General features: G+C 37.8%; 19 protein-coding genes and 3 pseudogenes. 15 read left to right on the top strand and 7 right to left on the bottom strand.

Annotated features, from left to right (window positions below; genetic code table 11):
* Positions 1 to 260: 260 nt before the first annotated feature.
* The 3 genes from LDL57_RS17175 to hbs form a co-directional block, all read right to left on the bottom strand.
* The gene (locus LDL57_RS17175; protein ID WP_225507922.1) at positions 261 to 827 is read right to left on the bottom strand and encodes a ProQ/FINO family protein; all 567 of its coding nucleotides are present in this window, start codon (positions 825 to 827) and stop codon (positions 261 to 263) included.
* 1 nt (position 828) lies between these two features.
* Positions 829 to 1,782, bottom strand: a complete 954-nt coding sequence (locus LDL57_RS17170) for an Rpn family recombination-promoting nuclease/putative transposase (RefSeq protein ID WP_445661351.1) — start codon at positions 1,780 to 1,782, stop codon at positions 829 to 831.
* Positions 1,783 to 2,313: 531 nt separating this feature from the next.
* The gene (hbs, locus tag LDL57_RS17165) at positions 2,314 to 2,586 is read right to left on the bottom strand and encodes a non-specific DNA-binding protein Hbs (protein WP_180558318.1); all 273 of its coding nucleotides are present in this window, start codon (positions 2,584 to 2,586) and stop codon (positions 2,314 to 2,316) included.
* 733 nt (positions 2,587 to 3,319) lie between these two features.
* Between hbs and trfA the strand changes: the two genes are divergently transcribed.
* From trfA to LDL57_RS17145, 5 genes are all read left to right on the top strand, one after another.
* Positions 3,320 to 4,255, top strand: a complete 936-nt coding sequence (trfA, locus tag LDL57_RS17160) for a plasmid replication initiator TrfA (protein WP_180558319.1) — start codon at positions 3,320 to 3,322, stop codon at positions 4,253 to 4,255.
* A gap of 103 nt (positions 4,256 to 4,358) precedes the next feature.
* The gene (locus LDL57_RS17155; RefSeq protein ID WP_180558320.1) at positions 4,359 to 5,141 is read left to right on the top strand and encodes a ParA family protein; all 783 of its coding nucleotides are present in this window, start codon (positions 4,359 to 4,361) and stop codon (positions 5,139 to 5,141) included.
* A complete protein-coding gene (locus tag LDL57_RS17150) occupies positions 5,142 to 5,396 on the top strand; it encodes a hypothetical protein (protein ID WP_180558321.1) in 255 nt (84 codons plus the stop codon). It abuts the gene before it with no gap.
* Between the two features lie 112 nt (positions 5,397 to 5,508).
* On the top strand, positions 5,509 to 5,643 hold the full coding sequence (locus LDL57_RS17900) for a hypothetical protein (RefSeq protein ID WP_255498963.1): 135 nt from the start codon (positions 5,509 to 5,511) through the stop codon (positions 5,641 to 5,643).
* A complete protein-coding gene (locus LDL57_RS17145) occupies positions 5,640 to 5,903 on the top strand; it encodes a helix-turn-helix transcriptional regulator (RefSeq protein ID WP_180558322.1) in 264 nt (87 codons plus the stop codon). Before LDL57_RS17900 ends, LDL57_RS17145 begins: the two co-directional genes overlap by 4 nt.
* A 42-nt stretch (positions 5,904 to 5,945) precedes the next feature.
* Here LDL57_RS17145 and LDL57_RS17140 read toward each other — a convergent pair whose 3' ends face one another.
* Entirely contained in the window at positions 5,946 to 7,226 is a 1,281-nt protein-coding gene (locus LDL57_RS17140; RefSeq protein ID WP_180558323.1) for a cytosine permease, read from the bottom strand.
* A gap of 137 nt (positions 7,227 to 7,363) precedes the next feature.
* Between LDL57_RS17140 and LDL57_RS17135 the strand changes: the two genes are divergently transcribed.
* From LDL57_RS17135 to LDL57_RS17115, 6 genes and pseudogenes are all read left to right on the top strand, one after another.
* Positions 7,364 to 8,074: a helix-turn-helix transcriptional regulator gene (locus tag LDL57_RS17135; protein WP_225507918.1), complete on the top strand. Its 711-nt coding sequence runs from the start codon at positions 7,364 to 7,366 to the stop codon at positions 8,072 to 8,074.
* 671 nt (positions 8,075 to 8,745) lie between these two features.
* Complete coding sequence (locus LDL57_RS17130; protein ID WP_006663401.1) at positions 8,746 to 9,369, top strand: recombinase family protein; 624 nt, start codon at positions 8,746 to 8,748, stop codon at positions 9,367 to 9,369.
* Between the two features lie 56 nt (positions 9,370 to 9,425).
* A pseudogene (locus tag LDL57_RS17125) lies at positions 9,426 to 12,401 on the top strand (Tn3 family transposase).
* Positions 12,402 to 12,727: 326 nt separating this feature from the next.
* Positions 12,728 to 12,853 carry a hypothetical protein gene (locus tag LDL57_RS17895; RefSeq protein WP_255653934.1) on the top strand — a complete coding sequence of 42 codons (126 nt, stop codon included), beginning with the start codon at positions 12,728 to 12,730 and terminating at the stop codon, positions 12,851 to 12,853.
* 131 nt (positions 12,854 to 12,984) lie between these two features.
* Positions 12,985 to 13,314 carry a hypothetical protein gene (locus LDL57_RS17120; RefSeq protein WP_180558302.1) on the top strand — a complete coding sequence of 110 codons (330 nt, stop codon included), beginning with the start codon at positions 12,985 to 12,987 and terminating at the stop codon, positions 13,312 to 13,314.
* A gap of 15 nt (positions 13,315 to 13,329) precedes the next feature.
* Positions 13,330 to 14,205 carry an enterotoxin A family protein gene (locus LDL57_RS17115; RefSeq protein ID WP_225507915.1) on the top strand — a complete coding sequence of 292 codons (876 nt, stop codon included), beginning with the start codon at positions 13,330 to 13,332 and terminating at the stop codon, positions 14,203 to 14,205.
* A gap of 181 nt (positions 14,206 to 14,386) precedes the next feature.
* On the opposite strand, the pseudogene LDL57_RS17110 reads toward LDL57_RS17115, so the two are convergent.
* Positions 14,387 to 15,546: pseudogene (locus LDL57_RS17110) on the bottom strand (IS3 family transposase).
* Between the two features lie 596 nt (positions 15,547 to 16,142).
* Here LDL57_RS17110 and ltrA point away from each other — a divergent pair.
* Together ltrA and LDL57_RS17100 are read left to right on the top strand one after the other, a co-directional pair.
* Positions 16,143 to 17,060, top strand: a complete 918-nt coding sequence (gene ltrA / locus LDL57_RS17105) for a group II intron reverse transcriptase/maturase (protein WP_310740203.1) — start codon at positions 16,143 to 16,145, stop codon at positions 17,058 to 17,060.
* Positions 17,061 to 17,096: 36 nt separating this feature from the next.
* On the top strand, positions 17,097 to 17,327 hold the full coding sequence (locus tag LDL57_RS17100; protein WP_225507914.1) for a group II intron maturase-specific domain-containing protein: 231 nt from the start codon (positions 17,097 to 17,099) through the stop codon (positions 17,325 to 17,327).
* Positions 17,328 to 17,343: 16 nt separating this feature from the next.
* On the opposite strand, the gene tnpA is transcribed toward LDL57_RS17100, so the two are convergent.
* Entirely contained in the window at positions 17,344 to 17,748 is a 405-nt protein-coding gene (tnpA, locus tag LDL57_RS17095) for an IS200/IS605 family transposase (RefSeq protein ID WP_225505529.1), read from the bottom strand.
* A 58-nt stretch (positions 17,749 to 17,806) separates the two neighbouring features.
* On the opposite strand from tnpA, the pseudogene LDL57_RS17090 reads away from it, so the two are divergent.
* Positions 17,807 to 19,031, top strand: a pseudogene (locus LDL57_RS17090) (RNA-guided endonuclease InsQ/TnpB family protein).
* A 47-nt stretch (positions 19,032 to 19,078) separates the two neighbouring features.
* Here LDL57_RS17090 and LDL57_RS17890 read toward each other — a convergent pair.
* Positions 19,079 to 19,204, bottom strand: coding sequence for a hypothetical protein (locus LDL57_RS17890; protein ID WP_255653933.1), 126 nt, complete (start codon positions 19,202 to 19,204; stop codon positions 19,079 to 19,081).
* A gap of 343 nt (positions 19,205 to 19,547) precedes the next feature.
* Here LDL57_RS17890 and LDL57_RS18270 point away from each other — a divergent pair, with 343 nt between their 5' ends.
* The gene (locus tag LDL57_RS18270) at positions 19,548 to 20,195 is read left to right on the top strand and encodes an acyltransferase family protein (protein WP_225507912.1); all 648 of its coding nucleotides are present in this window, start codon (positions 19,548 to 19,550) and stop codon (positions 20,193 to 20,195) included.
* The last annotated feature ends 342 nt before the right edge of the window (positions 20,196 to 20,537 follow it).

Here is a 20,537-nt window from a genome sequence, read left to right as displayed (position 1 = left end):
GGGAGCGGACTAATATCTATTAATAATTCATTTTGGCAATGACAAAAATAACAATTGCCACTATCAAAAATACCAAAAGCGGCAGACCAACTGTAAATTTAAGATACCTGACAAACGACTTAACCAGTGCTTGTTCTACGGCTTTTTGTATTATTTTTTCTAATTCTAATGGAGTAATTTTCATTTATTTAACAACTTGTTTCACTATTAAGGTTTCATGTGGTTTTTTTGAAAAGTTATTTTCCCAACGCCAGAATAACCTAACCATCAGTAGGTTGCTGAAGCAATTTATTAAGTTTGACCATACGCTGTAGATTATCCTCAACATCCGCCTGGGTAACCTCTCCTGCCATCCGTCCGTCTTTGTCATAACGACTAGCGCCTAACTGGATAAGCGCACGATAATCAGCGTGGTGTCCAATACTGCCTAAACAGGCTCTTAAGCGCTTTTTAGTGAGCGGTAACCCCTTCTCATTCACTTCCTGCCACATAGCTTGCCGGATGCCAATTTTCATCGGTTTAAGCTGTTGTTCAGGAAACAGGTCTGGCCAAAAGGCGCTGATTTGGGAAATCGCCTCCGCTAACGGCAACCGTTTTTTTGGTTGTTGAGGCGGTTTTGGGATTTTAACCTTCACAACAGGTTGAGGCTTTTCGACTCGTTTTTGAGTGATAGGCTTAACAGGCTTTTGTAGCTTTGGTTTTTTCACCTGTTTTTGGGGCGTAGGATTCACCCAGACCTTTTTTCGGTACATGGGTGAGGATTTGGATGTCGTTTCTTCAGAAGCCCATTTAGGGCGATTGAGGGTTAATTTCTGCCGTTCGGTCATTTTAGTCTTTAAACAGGTTTCTTAATTCAGCATCAGTGAGACCCGTTGATAGTTTGACTATGTCTCGCTCTACGCCCTTTTCAAGAAGTTGACGTGCAATCTTTAGGGATGCTTGTTTTTCACCTTCCTGAAGGCCTTCCAGCTTGCCTTTCTGAATACCTTCTTGCATACCTTTTTGAATACCCTTATGTTCGCCTTCTCGACGTAACTGTTCTGCAATGGTCATTACGACCTCCCGATAATCATCTGCTTTCTCCGCAATCTGATGCAAAAATTGGGTGGCATCAGAAGTATTTCCTCGTTCTACAATATAATACATTAATCCCTTAAACAACTCAGGCTGTATTACATACTGATTTAATAAACTAGCTATCTCTTGACTAAATTCTAGCATATCCCGCGCACGAATATGCTTCATCACTAACTCCATCAGTGCAACGCGTTTATGTTTGACAATTTCCTCATCAGGGATAGCGGTAATGTCAACCAAAGGAAATGCTTGAGTATAAACTGATTTTGCCAGCTCTGGGTCAGCAAAGCAATTCATCCATTCCGTGCTGTAAGGATACGGCGACGTTTTACCTTGATAAAACAGTAATGGTATCACCACGGGCAAAGTATCATTTCCCTGTTCCAGATGTTGATGCATTGCGGCTACGCTGTAGCGCAATAATCTGAATGCCATTAATTTTTCTGGCCGGCTCTGATGTTCGATTAAAGTGTAAATGTACCCTTTTCCTGTTGTTGTTTGCACAGAATAGAGCATATCAGAGCAGTGACTACGCAGGGTTGGCTCAATAAAACTCCCTGATTCCATTGCTAGTGTTTTAAAATCACACAATTTTCTTATGTTTTCAGGCAAATGAATTTCCAGAAAATCTCGAGCAATGGTGATATCACCTAAAAATTTTTTAAACAAATGGTCATGGTGGGAGAGTATTTTTTTCATCAACACAGTATAACCTTGAGCAATAATGCAATCCAAGAATTAAAAATAATTTAGGCAGATGTTAACTCATCCGATTTGTTCACTTATTACAATTTTAAAGTTGAATTATGGCGAAAACAGATTAAATTTGAAGGTGGAAATGTGATGAAGATTTTATCAAACATGAGTTAATCTAGCTTTGTAAGTCACCCCCCTATCAGGTCTCCGGTAGGGGTGTTTTTTTAATTAATGGTATTGGAATTAGTTGTTATAAAAATTTTTCCGGTTGTCATGCTTTCGCAAATCTCTTCAAAATCATTAACATCAACAACATATATTGAGTCTGAATTTTTAGGAACAAAATAAAAATTTTTTGGTTTTATGGAAATTTCTTCTGATTTTTTGTACTCAAAATCGCCAACTTCTAAAAACGTTGAAATTCCGTTATCAATGCAATAATCGGCTGCTTCATCGTAGGTATTGAAGAATTTTGAAGAACTTTGATTATTATATCAAAAACTAAAAAAGACTTAACTCCCAATGCGTTATTTGTTTTGTTCATTTAACCGCATCTTTTAGCTTTTGACCTGCTTTAAAACTCGGTATATTCGAAGCAGCAATTTTAATTGCCTTGCCTGTTTGTGGATTGCGGCCTTTTCTTTCTGCTCTTTGTTTAACCTGAAAACTCCCAAAGCCAACGAGCTGTACGCTGTTACCCGATTTCAAAGACTCCGTGATGGTTTCTGCGAAGGCATTAACCACCTTCTCTGCATCCTTCTTGGCTAATCCTGATTTTTCACTCACTTTGTTGATGAGTTCTGTTTTGTTCATGTTGCACCTGAATGAATAGATTACGTTAATCCTAGTGATGCTAGCGGTAGTGACACAATTGTGCAATGGTTGACTGTTAATTAACTTAAAAATCTATTTAAAAAATTAATCCCAAACGCTCGCCGCAGCCAAGTGACCGAGCAACGCGAGTGAACGGGCGAGGAAGCGGAATATCACCCAAGCTTACAAAGAAATTAGGTCACTTATTGGTTAAATAACAACCAAATGAAAATATCTAAGGCCAATGAATATCTTGAAGTGGTTATACCACTTTTGTCAGAAAAGTTATCCACAGAGAATGGGGAAAAATTTCCGGTTAAAGATAGTTATGTATAAGTTAAATAAGTTAAGATAGAAAAAATGATTATAATAGTTTGAAAACTATTATAAAAAAATACACTGACGTGTGTAAATCACAGTATTTTGTGTGTAAATCACAGTATTTTGTGTGTAAATCACAGTATTTTGTGTGTAAATCACAGTACGTCTGTTTAGTTATTCACATAAAATTATGGATAAAAAAACTTGCTTTATGTGTAAATCACACTATTATTGTGTGTAAATCACAGTATTTTTGCTTTTTTTGTTTAGTTTTTAACTTTTTGAGCGATTTATTTGCTCTTTTTTTGTTAATTGATGTGTGTGTAAATCACAGATTTTGACGAGACTAATCGATGCAGCTAACACCAATTAGTCTCTAACCAGCAACCCTAACTAGACTAGGATTGAGGCTATGACTGATCTTACAACGAAAACGAGAAAAAACAATTTGAAAACATTAAAACCGCGTAAACATGAGATAGATTTTTTTATTGCTGATGAGGTTGAACTTTCTGGTTTTCGTGATGAAATAGCAAGTATGGAGCATCCGTTTTTTGCGTTAAAAGGCGGAGATAGAGATACCAGAAGGTATAAGAGTGGTAGTAAAACAGTAGTTATCGCACCTAATGCAGAATATGGAATGGCGACTGTTTTTGATAAAGACGTTTGGATTTATGCAATATCAAAGTTACAAGAGGCTATTAATAATAATCAGCCGATAAGTCGTACAATTGCTTTCACTCCTTACGATTTTTTTGTAACAACGAACAGAACAATTAGTGGTAGGACATATAAAGAGCTTGAAAAATCTTTGGAGAGATTAGCTGGTACAAGAATAACAACGAATATTGTTTACTCTTCTGATAAGCAAGAATCAGTGGGATTTGGGTTAATTGATAGCTGGCGCATTCTCGATGAAAAAAAAGGGAATCTTGATATAGGGATGGTTGAAGTTATGATTCCTGATTGGTTATATCAAGCATTAAGTAAAAATAAAATGTTAAAAATTAGTCCAGATTATTTTCGAATACGTAAAGCTATCGACCGTCGTTTGTATGAAATTGCTCGAAAGCACTGTGGTAATCAGCATGAATTTATAATTTCATTAGAAAAACTTCATTTAAAAACAGGTAGCTCATCAAATAAAAGAGAATTTAAGCGACTAGTTAAAAATCTTTGTACGACAAATGACCTTCCTGATTATGAAGTTTTTTTTGATCCAGTTACCGATAAAGTGACTTTTAAAAATCGAAATCAAAATACTCCTCAAGCTGACGCGTCGCAAAAAAGAGAAAAAGGAAAACGCGAGGTTCATAAAATAAAAAAAAGCCTTTTAAAAAATAATTGATCGATATTAAAGTATATACAATAGTATATACTTTTTTATTGACATAGTCTATTTCATTATCTATAATGTATATATTCATGTATATACAAAAGTTGGATTTTATATGAAAAAACCTTTTATTATTAGCTTTGCAAACAGTAAAGGTGGAGTAGGTAAGACAACTAGTTGTATATCTGTTGGTTGTTGTCTAGCACAACAAGGATATCAAACATTACTTATTGATTTAGATCATCAAGGAAATCTTAGTGATGATTTAGGTAGAGGAGATGAAGATTATACAGTTACTGATCTTTTTGAAAACCCAAAATTTGATATTAATAAAATAATCTACTCAGCTCTTGATTCAAATGATGAAATAAAAAACTTATCAATTATTCCAGCGGATATAACATTAGCTGTTGAAGCTAGAAGCGCTGAAAGATTTAGGCATAGATTAACTATTTTAGAAGATGCACTAAAGCGTTTAGATACTAAATTTGATTTTATTTTGTTTGATTTGCGCCCCGCAATTGATTTAAGCATAGAAAATGCTCTATTAATTACAGATTTCATTGTTATTCCTGTTGATATGGATCGAAGAGCTATTAAAGGCATTAATGACTTGCTACAAGTAGCTAAAGAAGTAAAACGACAAGAAAATATTGTATATACTCTTGTAAAGACAAAAGTTAATAAATCTCATACTAGAATGCAAAGAGCTATTAATGAGTATGTAAAAAAATCAGGTTATTATGTAACTAAAACAGAAATAAGAGTTAGTGAGCTTTATAAGCAAGCTACAGAAAACCATAGACCTTCTCCTCTTTATGCTTTTAATGAAAGACCACATGAAGATTATTTATTATTGACACATGAACTTATTAAAAGAGTTGAGGAGATTTCTTAAGTGAGCAGAAGTGATAGAATAACAAAAGGTGTAACCCGAGTTGTAGAAAAGAGAAATATTACAACTGGTAAGCAAATGAATTTACGTATGACTAACTTAGATGAAGATGCGCTTTCTATTATGATCGATAAAATACAAGAGATTGTGCCCCAAAAAAATATATCAAAGTCACGCATTTTACGTGCTGTTGGTTATTTAAATGATGATATTAATTTAGTTAAAAAATTAGCTAAATCAGTTATTAATAACACATGATGTATATGCTCTTGTATATTCATACTTATATACTTAAGTAAGTGGTACTTGTCGGGATCTTCACTCCCAACAAGCACCTAACCCAAAACCTAGCATAAGTAGGAGTTGAGCTATGAACAATAGTACCTTCCGAGTGCTTGTCTGTGAAGCACCAAAACATACAATCGTATTGTTTTCCCGTTTGTCCCGCAATTTAACCCCTCGTCAGCGTGCCAGAATTCTTAATAGCGTTGGGGGTGGGGTATGAGTTTTAAAAATTCTAATAACGAACAATATGAAGTCACAAATGATTTGGAGTTGATGCCAAAGCTTTCAAAAAGAGAACTACAGATTTTGGTAATGACTTGCTCTGGTTTTACTAGAACAGATATCGCGCTCGCGTTGAATGTGAGCCTTGATACAATCAATTCGCATTTTAAAAACGCTTTAAGAAAATATGATTTAAATACTTACAATCAACTGCAGGCGATGTTTTTATTTAATTTTCTTAAGAAATTAAATAAATAAATTTTTATGGCTGTTTGGAAAATATCAAGCAGCCCTTTACTGCTAATTTTTTTTCATCTTCATTAAAATCCAATAAGCCACTCCAGCCACTGAAATTGAATTTAAAGAAGGGATACCGAAGCTAAAGAATGCACCGACAAGTGTGCCTACAATGCAGGCAATAATCGCAGACCAGCCAATGATTTGAGTCTGAGAATCATCCGGCAATATTCCTTTTTCTCTCGTTTCGTCTAATATTTTTCGACTCGTTTTTAAAATGTAGTAATCAACTAGCATCACACCAGCGATAGGGGGAAAAATAACCCCAAGCATTGAAAGGAAATCAACAAAATGATTTAAGATGCCAGACACTGATAATACTGTTCCAGCTAAACCGAGAAAAATTGTTATCTTGTAATAATCGAATTTTTTGCCAGTTAAAACCTGAAGGGTATTGGAAAATCCTAGAGATGAAGAATACAAGTTAACATCATTGACCTTTATAACTGATAAAATAAGTGATATTAAACCAATAACACCCGCATTAACTGTTAATATATCAACTATATCCGCAGAGTTTAATGCCTGAGTAATTAATATTGCTATACCATTTACAACAAATTCGCCAACAATAATGCATAATGTTATCATCCAGAATAAATGACTTTTGTTTTTGCAATAACGACTAATATCAGGCGTTGTCAATGATGCAGTTATAAATCCCCCCGCAACGACTGTAGCTGCTTCGCTTATGCTTAACTTTGTAACGTGCAAACTAGTAGTGTGTTGAATAACAATGCTATCGTTAGAAATTAAAGATAAAAATATGTACAAAATAACCAAAAAAAATAGAGGTACTGCTATTTTTGCTGTTAGTGTTAACGCCTTAAATCCAGAAGCCACTAAAAAAGTAAAAAATACCCCTAAAAAGGCAGCTACTAATTCAAAACTTAATTCATGGTTAAAAGCATTTAATATACCATTCGCCAAAATAGAATTTTGAACACCAAACCAACCTATCAAACTCATCGACAACGTAAAGCTGACTAAGACAGAGCCAATACTTCCAAAACCACACCAACGAGACAATAGACTGGTTGATAGTCCCTCTTTCATTCCTGCATACCCAAGTCCCAAACTGATAAACTCTAAAATAAAGCTTCCAAGGCATGAAGCAATCATGGCATCCCAAAAAGTCATACTGTGCCCGAGCGTCATACCTATCATGAACTGTGATAAAGCAGTCGTTATACCCATTCTAACTAAAGTTACATCCAGAAAGTTAGCTTTCGCTTCTAGAGGAGTGGTATCAAAAGCATAAACATCATCCGATATTTTTATCATTATTAATCCCGTCCAAATAAAAATGGTGTGAGTTTTATTATTAAGGATAGGCTTATCATAAACCACCTAATTTTTAGGTGGTTTTTCATCATTTAATTCACTATTGTTATAAGAAGGAACGAATTGGAGAAAATATTATGTTTAACCCTGAAAGTCCTGATAAAAAATTCGGAAAATCAAGTAACTCTTTAATATCCTTTATCGAAAAAAGTACTAACCACTGGCACATTAAAGATATAGAATCTCGGTATATTTATATAAACAAATCTTTAAAACAAGCACTTAAAATACCCAATAAATATGATATAGAGGGAGTGCTAGATAGAGAACTACCAGTCGATATTTGCCAAGATTTATGGCCACAATTTATAGAAACAGACAAAAAAGCCGTTGAAGAAAATAAAACCATTTCTTCAATAGAAATACATTGTTATGGAGAGGGAAATTTAAATAATCCCGTTCCTCGTTTTGTTGAGAAGACTCCACTTTGTGATGATAATAATAAAGTAATAGGCACTGTTTGTTATGGTAGGATGATTGAAATACCTACTTTGCTTTATTATATGAACCGATTGAACAGAAAAACTATTCAATTTGATGCGCCTAATGATACCTTTACCAAAAGAGAACTTGAAGTTATTTTCTGGGCACAACAACGCCTTTCCGCTAAAGAAATAGCACAAAGGTTAGATATTTCGCATAAAACGGTAGAAGGGCATTTTAAGTTAATCTACAAAAAAGCGGATGTTCATAGTATTTTTCAGCTAATAGAATACTGTAAACATACAGGACTTGATAGATATATTCCGATTGATTTTATCCGAAAAGGTGTGCAGCTAATAAATTAGAGACTTAACCACTTAATATTTAGATGTGTTTTTTTAAAAAAGTAAGTAATCTAAAAATATCTCTGAGAAGTTAGAGATCGGGATTATCACCCCGTAGAATAAAGACCGGCATGTGGTATTGTGCCGATATCATTTGCTCTTATCTTCAATGGTGGGATGGATGGGGCAGCTGAGAGGCTGGCCGTTATGTTGATTCCAGTTGTGATAACCCTGTTCAGTCTGTCACCTGATCTCAATTCCAATTTAGTTTATAGACTTCTGCTTCAATTAGATGCATGAGTACACTTTAATGTATTTTAATAAAAGCGACAACGCAGCATATTCTCTTTTTTAATGGTGGTACATGGGTGTCTATAAAGATGAAACCTTAAAGGATTAATGTATCACTTTGATGTGATTGGAGTTGACAGAAGCTTGATGGGGTGCGCTTGGAAAACGGAAAATATCCTACGCTAAGGCTATTTTATGTACAAATTGATATTGTCTAAATTCTTTTACCTATTTAACCACTTCTCTTTCACCTCATCATTGTAAACTCAAAACCTAACCACGCATGACATTTGAGTACACCCCATTGTCACAAGCTAATGGGTTGACATTTTTCTATTAGATCATTACTTATCTGTCATATACATTATGATCACCACTTAAACGTCATCAATGGGTGAAAAATGTACATTCATGGTTATCTCCGCGCATCAACAAAAGAACAGGACGCTCTCCGAGCTAAAAATAGGATGAAAGCTTTCGTTGAAGAAAAAGGGTTTCGCATGGCCAGTTGGTACACTGAAAATGTATCTGGGGCCTCACTCCAACGACCAGAACTTTTACGTTTGCTTGATGATGCAGCATCTGGTGACATTATTCTCATTGAACAGGTTGATCGTCTTTCACGCCTAGATGAAAAGGGTTGGGAAAAATTAAAACGTCTTATCCAGGAAAAAGACCTTATTGTTGTTAGTTTGGATCTTCCAACAAGCCATATAGCTCTGACGTCAAATGTTGGCGATGAGTTTACCTTTGTTATGCTTAAAGCTATTAACGGGATGATGTTAGACATGCTGGCTGCTATCGCTAGAAAAGATTATCTGGATCGTCGCCGCCGACAACAGGAAGGTATAGCAAAAGCTAAGGCGGTAGGTAAATTCAGGGGGCGTCAGGCTGACCATCAATTGCATGAAAAAATCATTGAACTTCGAGTAAATAATAGGCAGAGCATCCGAGATACTGCGAGGTTATGTGGTGTTTCTGAACGAACGGTTATACGCATTGTTAAACAGAAAACATTTTCTTAATAGGCTTATATTTTGAAAATCAGAGCGAGCTATGTCCGTATTCTGGGAGAGCATTGATGCCACGACGACAAATACTGAGCAGTGATGAAAAAGAACGTTTACTGGTTGTACCTGATGATGACATCCTGCTCGCACGAATATGTTTTTTAAATGAGCAAGATCTGATTCTCATTAAAAAACATCGAAGACCCCCTAACCGTTTAGGCTTTGCAATTTTACTCTGTTATCTACGAGGGCTGGGTTTTACCCCAGATAAAAATGCGCTTCCCACGATGGTATTCTATCCAGAGTGGCAGAGAGATTGAAACTCAATCCTGATTTATGGCAAAAGTACGCTGCTAGAGAGGAAACCCGTTGGGAGCACCTTGCCGAGCTCTATCGCTATTTACAATTAGTGCCATTCAGTAAGCCTTTGCAAAAAATGTGCATTAGTCATTTATATCCTCATGCTATGCGAACCGACAAAGGTTTGATCCTTGCTGAAGAGATGCTCATCTGGCTACATAATAATAATGTTATCTTCCCTTCCATTGATGTGGTTGAGAGGACCCTTGCTGAAGCCACGACAATTGCGGATAGAGCAGTGTTTACAGCACTGACAACGCAACTGGAACCACAACATAAAACAGCCTTAGATAATCTGTTGATCTCAGGGGATGAACAACTAAGCCGTCTTGCTTGGCTGCTTCAACCTCCGGGGAAAATTAATGGTAAAAATGTGTTGCAGCATATTGATAGATTAAATGCTATTGAGGGATTGGCTTTACCTGAAGGTATTTCGCTTTCCGTTCACCAAAACCGACTGCTCAAATTGGCTCGAGAAGGTAGAAAAATGAATAGCAGGGATCTGGCTAAATTCTCCGAGACACGTCGTTACGCCATGTTGGTTTGTGTTATCTCAGAAGCAAGGGCCACACTGACTGATGAAATTATCGAATTACATGAACGTATCTTGGGCAGTTTATTCAGTAGAGCAAAGCGTACACAGGCCGAACGACTTCAAAAAACAGGAAAACTCATTCAGAGTAAGTTAAAGCAATATCTTACCGTTGGGCAGGCTCTGCTAAATGCACGAGAATCAGGGGATGATCCTTGGACTGCAATAGAAGGCGTACTTCCTTGGCCAGAATTTGTCGCCAGTCTGGAAGAAACACAGTTTTTAGCCCGAAAGGATAATTTTGAGCCTCTTAATCTGATCACCGAAAAATACAGTACGTTGCGTAAATATGCCCCCCGTATGTTATCAGCATTGCAATTCAAGGCAACTCCTACAGCGCTGTCACTTAGTGAAGCGCTTGAGACCCTTAAAGAAATATACCGAAAACAACTCCGAAAGGTGCCGCCATCCGCGCCCATAAATTTTATCCCTGAAAACTGGAAAAAATTGGTCATAACCCCCTCGGGGATTGACCGAAAATACTATGAGTTTTGTGTCCTTAATGAGCTAAAAGGCGCATTAAGATCGGGTGATATCTGGGTAAAGGGGTCGCGACGCTACCAGAATTTTGACGATTATCTTATTCCTTCCGCTGATTTTGAAAAATTACTCAAAGAGACTCAGTTACCACTCGCCATTCCAACAGATTGCCAAAAATACCTTAGCTCACGTATGGCGCTGTTATCATCACGTCTGGAAGAAGTGAATGCGATGGCGATTGCGGGAGATTTGCATGATGTTGATATATCAGAAAATGGTGTAAAAGTAACGCCACTTGATGACAGCGTTCCTTCAGACGTTTCTCCTTTTGCTGACCTCGTTTATGCCATGTTACCTCGCCCAAAAATCACTGAAATATTAGATGAAGTGGACGGTTGGAGTGGATTTACCCACCACTTTACTCACCTCAAAAATAATCACGTCAGACCCAAAAACAAAAAGTTGTTACTGACGACTATCCTTGCAGATGGTATCAATTTGGGGATAACGAAAATGGCTCAGTCCTGCCCAGGAACAACAAAATCATCACTCGAAGGTATTCAAGCTTGGTACATCAGAGATGAAACTTATTCAGCTGCACTTGCTGAGCTGGTGAATACCAAAAAAAGAGCCCGCTGGCAGCCGTGTGGGAAATGGTACAACGTCATCATCTGACGGGCAAAATTTTCGGGTTGGAAGTCATGGTCGATATGCAGGACATGTAAATCTAAAATACGGCCCAGAGCCTGGTGTGCAGATTTATACTCATATCTCAGATCAATACAGCCCATTTTATACTCAAGTCATTAGCAGAGTAAGAGATTCTACCCATGTACTTGATGGCTTGTTGTATCACGAAAGTGAATTGGAAATTACAGAGCATTATACCGATACAGCTGGTTTCACTGAGCATGTCTTCGCACTTATGCATTTATTGGGATTTGCATTCTGCCCTCGGATCAGGGATCTTCCTGAAAAGAAACTATTTATCAAAGGGAAAGCAAAACAATACCCGGGGCTACAGTCGCTGATATCCTCGACGAGTCTGGATATCCGGGAAATTGAAAAACATTGGCATGAGGTACTTCGGCTGGCAACCTCGATTAAACAGGGAACAGTCACTGCGTCGCTAATGTTAAAAAAATTGGCGAGTTATCCCAAACAAAATGGTCTGGCAAAAGCATTACGGGAAATCGGTCGTATCGAACGAACGCTGTTTATGCTGGATTGGTTTTGCGATCCTGAGCTACGTCGTCGAGTGCAAGCAGGTTTAAATAAGGGTGAAGCTCGCAATGCCCTAGCACGAGCCATTTTTATGCACCGGTTAGGCGAAATCAGAGATCGAGGTCTGGAAAATCAAAGCTATCGTGCCTGTGGGTTAACATTGTTAACAGCGGCGATTACGTTGTGGAATACCGTATATATAGAAAGAGCTATCGAATCTTTAAAACGAAAAGGAATTCAGATTCATGAGGCATTAATTTCTCATTTATCCCCTCTAGGTTGGGAGCATATCAATCTAAGTGGTGATTATATCTGGCGGAATAATCTAAAGTTGGGCTCAGGTAAATACCGTCCGTTGCGTGCAGTTAATATAGGTCGGTACAAAAAATAAGCTTAGCGTAGGATATTTTCCGTTTTCCAAGCTGACCCCTAGCTCAACAAACAAAATCAGAAAAAATTAACGAAAATCAGGATAGAACAGGCGAAGTTCCTCTCTTCTTAAACAAAACCAGCGAGGAGAATGAGATCAATCGGTATTCGCTAAAAGAATTCGATGAATCGATAAAAAACGATATAAAAGATAATACAATTCAGTTTGAACTAAATAAACCGGATAATGAAGCGTCACCTAAATTCCCTCAAGAAGATAAGTTAGAAAAAATCGATGATAATAAAGATTTCATTTTCGAATCAATACGCTTAAATGATAAAGAAAAGATGCTGGATATTCAACTTGGAGAAGAACCAACGAAACTTGAAAAAGAAAATGATGAGATAAATATTTCATATCATCATGAGGAAGAAAAAAACCAAAAAATCAAAGAAAAAGAGTATGGGGGTTAAAAAAACTTAGTATTGTGAACTTGTTAGTTACAACATTATTTAAATGAGGTTAAGTGATTGCGTTGTTGACAAATAAAGATTATGTTCATCATATTTTTAATATAGGTTTATTGCCTAGATAGGAGGAGCAAATGACAAAGGTTATTATTTTACTTATTTCAATATTACTTTCTTATCAAGTTTCAGCTGGAGTTGGTTTTTCTCAGGCCTGCACAAAATGGCAAGGAAATAGCCTTCATGAAAAACAAAAAATAGTAAGTATTAACGGAATCTATGTTGCTGATGGATTTAAGCAAACAGTCAAATTGAGTAATGGTTATCATTATTCTATTCATAAGGATAATCCAAGTATATATGAATTGTCTAAAGTCGCTTTTTTAATAAAAGTACACGTAAATGTATGTGTAAGAAGTAATATCGGCCCACAGGATGAACTTATCGGTATTGAAATTATTAATTAATTTTGAGATAGAATTATGAAATTATTATTTGTATTATTTATCACATGGTTAATACAAACACAATCATATGCAATAGAGGTACATTCTGTTGTTTATCGTACAGATAATAGAAATATTTATGAAATTTTACTGAGTGGTGGAATGTGGCCATGGCACAGCGAAACTGTCGATTATGATCTTACACATCATTTTGAAGGAGAATCTTTAGAAGAACAAACTAGTGCTTTTGTTTCTACTTCAAGCTCTATTGCTTCTGTAGTACAACATGCCGCGTCTCTTGCGAGACCTAATAGTGAATTTCCATTTGATGAAGATTATTTGACTTATATTTATACAGTTAGGCCAAATAATAATTTTTATGATGTTCAAGGTTCTCTACGGATAGCCAGAGATAATGCGCCATTAAATTCTCAGCGGCGTAATAGATTAGAGCGCTTACTCAGGGATTACACAGGGATGGAAGAAATCGTTGCAGTTAATGGTTTTTCATCTGATCGTATCGTAGAATATGCAGTACTTACAGGTGCGATGCTTAATCAATATGGAATACATTCAGGATCCCCTTTGTTATCTGATGTATTTTGGGCTGAAAGATGGAGGCAGGAAGAAACGGTCTATAATCATCAATATAATTCAGATACTAGTAATCTGATGCCCTATAATATGATTGATATTCCAACAGGAATAAGATCTGTGGTTGTGAATGGCACGCAACCAGAGGTGCCTTTATCTTTTACATGTTTTGGCGTAAATAGTAATAGTCATTTATCCAAAAGAGATATTTTTCTTAAAAAGAAACCATCTTGCACAAAATATGAAATTATAAATATACATAGTTTGATTTATGACAAGGGTTTACTTTATTCTTTAATCGAAAATTATGGACATTGACATCCTTCCCGCCTTAAAGGTTCGGTTCCTGCTGAGGGGAAAATGATACCCCAAGCTTTCAGCTCCCTGGGCCAAAGATATTTACCAGTCTCCATTTAGATCCGAATGTGCACTCAAATTAATACTTTACCAAAAGCGATGGCGTAAACAGTTGTAATGGTCAACAAATTCTGTAGAAGATCTAAGCGGCATTTTTTAGTTCATGATATTTTTGATGTGGCGTTAAATAACCAATCGTTGAATGGCGACGATAATAATTGTAAAACTGAATATAATTTTCAACTTCACAGACAACAGATTGATGATTCATAAACGATAAACGGTTAAGTCTTTCTGTCTTTAAACTCCTAAAAAATCTTTCCATCACGGCATTATCGAGGCAATTACCTTGCCGACTCATGCTTTGAGTTATTTTCCGTTCAAAGAGGTGCGCCCTAAACTCCTCCGATGAATATTGGCAACCTTGATCTGAATGAAACATCAAACTTGTCGTATCCGTTAATTGCCGTTCAATTGCGTTATCTAAGGCTTCTTTCACTAATTTCGAATCCGGTTTTGTTGATAAGGCATAACCAATAATTTCTTTGGTGGCTAAATCCAACACACAGGCTAAATAGCTCCACCCATAGTGATGTCTAATATACGTGATATCCCCGACATAATAGTGATTATGCTGTTCAGGGGAAAATTGTCGTTTAAGCAAATTAGGGGCATATCGATGTTCGTTACCCGATGAGTGATAGTAGTGCTTTTTCGTTGGTCTAATTGCAACTAATTGATTTAATTTCATGATGTTCGATATTTTATAAGTGCCAATTTGGTGCCCTAAACCCTTTAACTCGGCTTGAATACGTCTTTTGCCATAAATTTGACCCGATGTATAAAAAATACGTTTGATTTCGCCACACAGTCTTTCATTTTCAACTGTCGGTATTTTCGTTTCATAATAAAAACTACTGCTGCTTACTTCAAAAAGATGGCATAACTCAGTGACCGTAAAATTGGGGTACATGATTTTCAGTTGCTTCACGATTTTGAGTTTTGATTGTCGAGGATGAAGTAAGCCGCGGCTTTTTTTAATATGTCATTATCCCTCTGAGCACGCTTAAGTTGAACTTCTAATTCTTGTATGCGCTGTTGCTCGGGTGTTAACGCTTTTGATTTTACAGGCGTATTCCCATTTAACTCGGCAAGATATTGTTGCTTCCATCGTGATACGGCAGATTTACCCGCACCGGATATTTTTTCAACTTAGATATTGCTATATCCACCTTCAACCATGAGTTTTGCATATTCCAGCTTTTGCTTTCCGCTAAAGGTTACTTTTACTTTTCGGGTCATATTTATACCTATAAGATTTTGCTTAATTATAAGCTATAAATCTCTACAGTTTTATTAGACCACTACAAGTGCAATAACGGATACCGGCGTAGGTGTGCCACGAATGCACCCTGTGGCAAATAAGGGTGCAATGCTGTGCGAGAGATAAGGGTCTACCCCTCGGAGGCGGTGTCCAGACGCAGCCTTCAAACTATCCTGAGGTGCTGCTGTTAAGAGCGGTGGTAGTGAGCGTCAGGGAAAAGGCCCAGTCAGATGCGTCATGTATGTTTTGTGAAGATGAACGAGAGTGAACTGTAGATGCAGTGTCGAAAGGAACAAGATGATGTCAAAAGCGCGCTTTCTAAGCGGTGCGTGATGAGTCCAGCGGTTATCTGGTTACTGGCTGGTCGGCATCCGGCATATAGACAGCATGAGCACAACACATGCTCTGGCATGGAACGTGGGAACCTGTCGTCCCGATGCGAAGGGAGCAGCGTCGAGTAGAAAACCTGCAAGCGCCTGAGTACAAATGCGTGGCACAGGGGCAGATGGTTCCGGAGTAGTGATGAAACGCCTGTAATGGGTGTGGAGCGAAGGGGGTCAGTCATTAGGACTGTATTGCAGGTCAACCGCATAAGCGGGAGGAGCCTGTAAGCCAGTCCAAACCGTTTGCGATATCCAGACAGGCAGTCTGGAGCGCGTACATGAAATTAAAAGCCAACAAAGGCGGCTCTGGCGTTGACGAACAGTTGATTGAGGAATTTGATAAGAACCTCGCGGGGAACTTATACAAAATCTGGAATCGAATGTCCTCGGGCAGCTATATGCCGCCAGCGGTCCGGCGTGTTGAGATACCCAAAGCGACGGGCGGAACGAGAACGTTGGAGATACCCACATTCTCGGATCGCATCGCTCAGATGATAGTCAAAGGCATGCTGGAGCCGGTTCTCGAACCTCTGTTCCACGATGACTTTTATGGCTACCGCCCGCACAAATCTGCGCATGACGCCCTGAGAATGGCCCGGCATCGATGCTGGCGCACTGACTGGGTGCTGGACGTGGACATTAAGGGTTTCTTCGACAACATCGATCATGAACTCCTGATGATAGCGGTGCGCAGGCATACGGATTGTAGATGGGTGCAACTCTATATTGAGCGATGGCTAACCGCGTCGGTGCGAATGCCGGACGGAACGGTTCAGATAAGGGACAAGGGAACGCCTCAGGGAGGTGTCATTAGTCCGTTACTTTCTAACCTGTTCCTGCATTATGCATTCGATATGTGGATGTTTCGGGAGTTCCCCGTCGTCCGGTTTGAGCGATACGCTGATGATATATTCATCCACTGCAAGAGTTATACCCAGGCAATGATGCTGCGTGGTAGGTTCAGAAAACGTCTGGCTGAGTGTAAGCTGGAAATGAGCCCGAAGAAAACGAAAGTCGTCTACTGCAAGGACAGGGAAAGAACAGAGACATATCCTGAAATCAGCTTCAACTTTCTTGGCTATACGTTCAGGCCGAGAAAGTCCTTCTAGAAAGAAGGATAGTTGTCGGTGAATTTCCTGCCAACAATGAGCGCCAGAGCTGCAAAGACAATCCGGCTAACGGTACGGGCCTGGGATCTGAGTCACAAAACCCCGTTGTCGCTGGAAATCATTGCCCGTTGGCTAAACCCCATGCTAAGGGGTTGGGTTAAGTACTATGGGCGTTTTTATCGTTCATCAATGAACTGTATAGCCATCTTAACCTCCAAAGGGTACTCCCACCGACATAAGGTGGGAGGGGAATTTGGTCGGGCTTGAAAAGCCCGAAGAATGATCAGCCACGCTGATTTTGAATGTATTGCTTAACAACTTCCAGCGGTGCTCCCCCGCACGAACCTGCAAAGTATGATCGAGACCACAACACTGGCTTGCCGTAAGCCCCACGCAAGTCTAGAAACTCATTACGCAGACGACGAGACGTTACCGCTTTCAGCGAGTTTACTAGTACTGACAACTGCACTGTGGGCGGGTACTCGATCAGCATATGAACGTGATCGGACTCTCCGTTACTTTCCTTTAAATCAGCCCCAAAGTCGCGACACACTTCACCTGCATACTGATGAAATGCTTTGTAGTGCAAGCCACTGAGTACTTTCTTTCGGTACTTAGTCACAAAGACAAGGTGAACATGTAAAAGAAACGCTGCATGTCTTGAACGGTTGATTTTATATTTTTGCATTGAAATTAACCGGATATACGGTAAGATAGTGAGATAATTTACTACACACTGAGTAATAATGCTAATTCTAAAAGCCTACAAATTCAGACTCGAACCAACCGAAAACAGTCGCAACGTTTGCGGCAGTTGTGCGGATGCGCTCGTTTTATCTGGAATTACGGGCTAGCAGAGACGCAACGCATTATTGAATCCGGCGGTAAACTACCGTCAGCGTTTGAACTAAATCGGATGCTCACAGAATGGAAAAAAAGCCGGAACATTCCTTTTGCAAGAAGCCTACACGGATAATCTTCAGCAGAAACTCAAAGATCTGCACGGGGCATGGAAACGCTGCTTTGATAAAAAACTGGCAGCAAAAGCTCCTGTATTTAAAAAGGAAAAATGACGGGCGTGATTCAGTTCGTTTTGTTAATTTTGATAAATATTGTCAGCTCGATAATGGCAGAGTGAGATTACCGTCAGGTTTGGTATGGGTAAAGTTCCGGCAGTCGCAAAAGCTGTACGGTAAGATTAAAAACGCAACCGTTAGCCAACATGCGGGACACTGGTATATATCGTTTCAGGTCGAACTGGAAATGGACATTCAGCCTCATTCGTCAGCAACAATGATTGGTTTGGATGCAGGTGTAACCAGACTCGCCACGCTGTCAGACGGCACAGTGTTTGAACCTGTAAACAGTTTTAAAACCAACCAAAAAAAGCTGGCGAAATTCCAGCGTCAGTTAAGCTGTAAAGTTAAATTCAGCAATAACTGGAAAAAACAGAAGCGAAAAATCCAACGTCTCCACTCGCATATAACCAATATCCGCAAAGACTACCTTCACAAAGTCACCAGTGAAATCAGCAAAAACCACGCGATGATCGTCATTGAGGACTTAAAGGTCAGTAACATGTCGAAATCGGCAAAAGGTACACAAGAGCAGCACGGACGGAATGTCAGGGCAAAATCAGGACTTAACCGTTCGATACTGGATCAGGGTTGGTATGAAATGCGCCGTCAGCTTGAGTACAAGCAGCTATGGCGCGGTGGTCAGGTATTAGCTGTGCCTCCGGCATATACAAGTCAACGGTGTGCATGTTGTGGTCATACAGCGAAAGAAAATCGTCAATCACAAAGTAGATTCGAGTGCCTTGAGTGCGGGTATACAGAGAACGCAGATATCAACGGAGCTCGTAACATTTTAGCGGCAGGACATGCCGTGTTAGCCTGTGAAGTGAACGGTGCAGTAATGCCGTCAGCAGCAGGAACCAGGCTTCTGAGCGATCAGATAGTCTCCGACTAACGGGAATCCCCCTCCTGAGTCACGAAGTGTGAAGGTGGGGGAGGATGTCAATCATGTAGATCTGCACCTTGCGAGATGGGTCGCCCGCAAATATAAGCGGGTACACGGTAGCCTGGCTCAGGCATATGAATGGTTAAGAAGGATACAAAGCGCTGAGCCCAGCCTGTTTGCACACTGGGAAATCTGTACGCGGCGTGAGCGGTCAATGACAGGAGCCGGATGACGGGAGACTGTCACGTCCGGTTCTGTGGGAGCGCAGGGGGAAGTTCCCTTGCGCGACCCGATAACCCCTATATAACCCGCTACTATAGCGATGTAAAACCTCATCTGTATAACGATAAATTAAATAAAAAATCAGTCTGATCAAATATTCAATCAATAGAAATTTATAAAGGCCAAATTTACTTGACCATAGTTTGATTTCATCAACCTTCAAGCTAAATTTAACATTGTGTACTAATATGGAAATTCATAAAGTCTACATAAAACTCAAGACTAATTTGTATAGGTTTTTATATGAGAAATGTTTCAATTGATCTTTTAAAGATAATATCAATATATTTTGTTATCTTATCTCATGTCTGTTTATGTTTTTTTGAAAAAATGCCTAATGATTATATATTAAACTTATTTAGACAATCGGGTCAGCTTGGCGTTTCACTATTTTACATGTGTAGTGGATATTTTTTGCTCAATAAAAAAAATTCCAACATGGTAAATTATTTTTTAATTAAGTCAAAAAAAATTTCATTTGTTTTATTAGTTTGGTTAACTATATATTATTTTTATGATAAATATTTTGTGTGTAAATATATAAAAAATTGTGATATTTTTTTTTATTATTTCTTTAATGTTAGTAACCATAAATCGGAGGCAACTCATCTATGGTTTCTTTACTCAATTATCCCTATTTATATTGTATCTTCCTTTTATTGTCATTTTTTTAATATTATATATAAACATAACATATTAAAATTATTGATAATTATGTTGATAATTTCAAATTTAACATTTGTTAATGAATTAACGCTTTACGAGTATAATTTTTTAATTATTCCTAATAATTTTTTATCATTTTTTCAAAATGAAGGTATTATCAACTTTTTACTAGGTGGATATATTGGAATAAAAGAAAAAATTATAATAAAAAAATTTTATTATTAATAGGATTTGTTTCCTTTTTTTTATTATCATATATTTCAAAAGTTTTAGGAATATCTATTTTTTATGGCAAGTTTTATAATGTTCTATTAATTTTATCATCACTAAGTTTTTTTTGTTTTTTTTTGAGTATAAATTCAAGAAGTTGTTATTTAAATAAAATTAGCGAAAATGTTTTTGGAATATATTTAATTCATAATCTTTTTGTTATAGAGATAAATGGTCCCTCATTACATTATTATTTGATTAATTTTTTTAGCCCTGTAAATATATACATTTATATATTGATTTACTCACTAATTTCAATGTTACTATCTTTATATTTATGCATTCTTTTCAGAAGGA

The organism is Arsenophonus apicola, assembly GCF_020268605.1.
Classification (GTDB): domain Bacteria; phylum Pseudomonadota; class Gammaproteobacteria; order Enterobacterales; family Enterobacteriaceae; genus Arsenophonus; species Arsenophonus apicola.
Note: the sequence above shows the minus strand (reverse complement) of the source record. Positions and strands in the feature narration are given on the sequence as shown.